Genomic DNA, 4105 nt, shown 5'->3' on the forward strand with positions numbered 1-4105 from the left:
GAAAAAGGCTGTGAATAATTAGCGCTTGTAAAAAGCCCATTTAATCAGCGTTTCCATAGCTGTAGGCTTACTTTCACTTGTCGGACTCAGCTGCTGCGCAGCAGCTATCCCACTCGTCTCTCTCCCCTCTTCACCCTTCCCTATTTCAGCCCTGTCTGTCTGTCTGTCTGTCTGTCTGTCTGTCTGTCTGTCTGTCAAAAGCATGCTCCATCGTATCTCCCCAGTCAATACCTCTGAATATCAAAAATTAATTCTATTTACATGTTACAGGTTAAAAAGTGTATCTTATAAAGATAAGATACTTATTTATAATATGTCACGGGAAAATAGCAATGTAGAAATTAATCCCCAACGACTCAATTGCAGAAAAAAGACCAATAGTTGGCATTACCCATTATTGGTCTTTGCTTTTTTAACTTACAATTCTAACCCTTTCAAGTAATCCCTGAACTGTTCACCCAGATCTTCTCTGCGCAAAGCGAATTCAACTACCGCCTTGAGATACCCCAGTTTATTTCCCGTATCATACCGCTTTCCTTTGAAATTATAGGCATACACTTTCTCCGCATGAGCCATGACACGGAGGGCATCGGTAAGCTGGATCTCTCCACCTTTGCCAGGCCGAGTCATTTCCAGAATATCAAAGACATCCGGAGTAATCACGTACCGTCCAAGAGCTGCAAACCGGCTGGGAGCTTCCTTAATGGAAGGTTTCTCTATCATATCCACCACCCGCAGCATATCGGGATTCTCCGTCTTTTCACCCTGGATGATGCCGTAAGAAGATACCTTATCCTCCGGCACCACCTGACAGCCGATGACGGTGCTGCCGGTCTCATAGTACCGGTCCATGAGCTGCTTCAGAGCCGGCTCCCCATCTCCCGTATAGACAATATCATCGCCAAGGATAACGCCAAAGGGTTCATCATCAATGAATTCCTTAGCACAGAGAATGGCATCTCCCAGTCCACGCATATAAGGCTGGCGAACGTAATGGACCTTGATGTCCGAAATCTTCCGAATCTGAGCCAACAGATCTTCTTTCCCACTTTCCTTCAGGTGCTGTTCCAGTTCCGGAGAGGAATCAAAGTGGTCCTCGATGGCTCTCTTGGCATGACCAGAAATGATGAGAATTTCCTGGATGCCACTGGCAAGGATTTCTTCTACAATATACTGGATAGTTGGTTTATCTACAATAGGCAGCATCTCTTTGGGCATAGCCTTCGTCTCCGGAAGGAAACGGGTACCAAACCCGGCTGCTGGAATGACTGCTTTACGAATTTTCTGCATAATACACTCTCTATCAAATTATAATACAATAAAAACTGGTTAATCTTCCCGTCTAACTTTACCTTCCACAACTTTCATCAAGTACTGGCCGTACGGACTTTTACCATATTCCTGGGCGCTTTCCCGAAGAGCCTCTTTATCAATCCAGCCATTCACAAAGGCAATTTCCTCCGGCATAGAAATATGGATCCCTGCACGGGTCTCGATGGACCGAACAAATACGGACGCATCATACAGAGAATCCATGGTTCCCGTATCAAGCCAGGCGTAGCCGCGGCCTAGTGTAACTACATTGAGTTTTCCACTTTCCAAATACATTTTATTGAGATCCGTGATTTCCAATTCGCCCCGGGCAGAGGGTTTTACCTGTCTGGCGTAGTCGCAGACATTTTTATCGTAGAAGTAGAGACCGGTGACAGCATAGTTCGACTTCGGGTGCGTCGGCTTCTCTTCGATGGACCGGGCTTTCCCGTTTTCATCAAAGTCGATGACGCCGAATCGCTCCGGATCATCCACGTAGTAGCCAAAGACCGTGGCCCCTTCTTTTCTGGCTGCCGCTTCCTTCAGGTACTTTGTAAGGCCGGCGCCGTAGAAGATGTTGTCCCCCAGAATCATGGCACAGGATTCGCCGCCGATGAACTCTTCCCCCAGAATAAAGGCCTGGGCAAGGCCGTCGGGCGATGGCTGCACCTTGTAGGACAGGTGGATACCGAAACGGGATCCGTCACCCAGAAGCCGCTCAAAGTTCGGCAGATCATGGGGCGTGGAAATGATCAGAATATCCCGGATCCCTGCCAGCATGAGAGTGGATAGTGGATAAAAAATCATAGGTTTATCATATATAGGAAGTAGCTGCTTCGAAGTGACTCGGGTCAGTGGATACAGTCGTGTGCCGCTGCCACCGGCTAAAATAATGCCTTTCATGGTGCTTTGCCTTTCAGATTGAATGTATTGTATAATATTTTTATGTCTTATTATTATATCATACGGAAAGTAATAGAGTGGAGCAGTGCGATAGTGATTTTATCACAAATACACTTTCCCACCAATTTTCTGATGTTTCCAGAAAGTGTGTAATTCTATGAAAGTTCTTGTAACCGGTGTGACCGGGCAATTGGGCTATGACGTGGCAAAGGAACTGGAAAAACGTCATATCGAATACAAAGGCTTCAGCTCCAAAAATATGAACCTGGCCGATGCTGATGCCGTAAGAAGCGTTATCCATACCTATCATCCGGATGTTATTATCCACTGCGGCGCTTATACTGCCGTAGACAGGGCAGAAGATGAATATGAAAAATGCATGGCCGTTAATTCCAATGGCACTATTGCTATTGCAAAAGCAGCTGAAGAAATTGGTGCAAAACTGGTATATATTTCTACAGACTATGTATTTGACGGACAGGGAAATCTACCTTTCGAAACAAATGCTGAAAAAGTTCCGCTCAATATATATGGCTTATCAAAGCTCTTTGGAGAGCAGGCAGTTCAGATGATTTCCAGTCAGTATTTCATCGTCCGCATTTCATGGGTATTCGGCGTGAATGGCAATAACTTCGTAAAGACCATGCTTCGTCTGGGAAAAGAAAGAGAGCAGCTTACCGTGGTATCCGACCAGTGGGGCTCCCCCACCTATACCGCAGACCTGGCCCCCCTCCTCTGCGATCTGATTGAGACAGAAAAGTATGGAGTCTATCACGCCACCAATGAAGGCGTTACCAACTGGGCTGCCTTCGCTATGGAAATCATGAAAGATACCAGCCTCCCCTGTAAGATCATCCCCATATCTTCAGACCAGTATCCGACAAAAGCAATGAGACCCCATAACAGTCGGTTGAGTAAAAAGAGTCTGGATAAGTCAGGATTTAAGCGGTTGCCGGATTGGCATGATGCTTTGAGAAGATATATTGACGAAATAGTGGGTAAGTGAGACAGTGGGTTAGTGCGTTTACAGCTATCTGCTGACAGCTTACAGATTCTTTCAAGCACCATTGGAGTATCAGCTTGCAGCCCATAAATATCTGTAAACTGATATCTGTGAGCGAGTAAGCTTATCTTCCTGTAAGCTCCCTTCCCCACTATTCAAGCACAAATCGTATTAAATGCCAAAAGGAGCACAATCATGGGTCAAATTAAAGTTACAAAAAACGTTGGTGGCATTCAAGGCCTCTGCATTATTGAACCAGCCGTTCATGGAGATGAACGGGGCTATTTCATGGAAACCTACAACCAGAAAGACATGGAAGAAGCGGGATTTCATATCAACTTTGTCCAGGACAACCAGAGCATGAGCACGAAAGGTGTACTTCGAGGCCTTCATTTCCAGAAACACTATCCCCAGTGCAAGCTGGTACGGGCCGTACGGGGCAGCGTCTTTGATGTGGCGGTGGACCTTAGGGCTGATTCCCCCACCTATGGCAAATGGTACGGCGTGGAACTGACAGAAGAAAATAAAAAACAGTTCCTCATTCCTGAAGGCTTTGTCCATGGCTTTCTCGTCCTTTCCGATGTGGCGGAATTCTGCTACAAAGTAAACGACTTCTGGCACCCCAATGACGAAGGCGGCATGGCCTGGAACGATCCGGAAATCGGCATTGTATGGCCACAGGTAAAAGGCAAATACAAAGGCACGCCCTCTGCTGAAGGATACACCCTCGAAGACGGCACTCCACTGAATCTTTCCGACAAGGATCAGAAATGGTTAGGGCTGAAAGACACATTTAAGTTTTGATTTCACGAGACAGTAAGGCTTAGATGCAATTATAGTAAACGACAAAAATAATTTTATTTAAAGCTGCACAGGGTTCGAAGCTGA

4 protein-coding genes are annotated in these 4105 nt (G+C 46.1%); 2 read left to right on the forward strand and 2 right to left on the reverse strand.

Going from position 1 to position 4105, the window contains the following annotated elements; genetic code table 11:
* Positions 1-417 precede the first annotated feature (417 nt).
* Together galU and rfbA are read right to left on the reverse strand one after the other, a co-directional pair.
* Positions 418-1290 carry a UTP--glucose-1-phosphate uridylyltransferase GalU gene (galU, locus tag QZR21_RS08330; protein WP_296974884.1) on the reverse strand — a complete coding sequence of 291 codons (873 nt, stop codon included), beginning with the start codon at positions 1288-1290 and terminating at the stop codon, positions 418-420.
* A gap of 39 nt (positions 1291-1329) precedes the next feature.
* A complete protein-coding gene (rfbA, locus tag QZR21_RS08335) occupies positions 1330-2214 on the reverse strand; it encodes a glucose-1-phosphate thymidylyltransferase RfbA (protein WP_296101891.1) in 885 nt (294 codons plus the stop codon).
* A gap of 157 nt (positions 2215-2371) precedes the next feature.
* On the opposite strand from rfbA, the gene rfbD reads away from it, so the two are divergent.
* Both rfbD and rfbC read left to right on the forward strand, forming a co-directional pair.
* The gene (gene rfbD, locus QZR21_RS08340; RefSeq protein WP_296974887.1) at positions 2372-3220 is read left to right on the forward strand and encodes a dTDP-4-dehydrorhamnose reductase; all 849 of its coding nucleotides are present in this window, start codon (positions 2372-2374) and stop codon (positions 3218-3220) included.
* A 192-nt stretch (positions 3221-3412) separates the two neighbouring features.
* On the forward strand, positions 3413-4021 hold the full coding sequence (gene rfbC / locus QZR21_RS08345; RefSeq protein ID WP_296974890.1) for a dTDP-4-dehydrorhamnose 3,5-epimerase: 609 nt from the start codon (positions 3413-3415) through the stop codon (positions 4019-4021).
* The last annotated feature ends 84 nt before the right edge of the window (positions 4022-4105 follow it).

This window comes from uncultured Dialister sp. (assembly GCF_900541605.1).
Taxonomy (GTDB): Bacteria; Bacillota; Negativicutes; order Veillonellales; family Dialisteraceae; genus Dialister.

Excerpts from the sequence above, each read along its gene's own strand:
- galU (WP_296974884.1), bottom strand. The coding sequence starts at position 1,290 with ATGCAGAAAATTCGTAAAGCAGTCATTCCAGCAGCCGGGTTTGGTACC.
- rfbA (WP_296101891.1), bottom strand. The coding sequence starts at position 2,214 with ATGAAAGGCATTATTTTAGCCGGTGGCAGCGGCACACGACTGTATCCA.
- rfbD (WP_296974887.1), top strand. The coding sequence starts at position 2,372 with ATGAAAGTTCTTGTAACCGGTGTGACCGGGCAATTGGGCTATGACGTG.
- rfbC (WP_296974890.1), top strand. The coding sequence starts at position 3,413 with ATGGGTCAAATTAAAGTTACAAAAAACGTTGGTGGCATTCAAGGCCTC.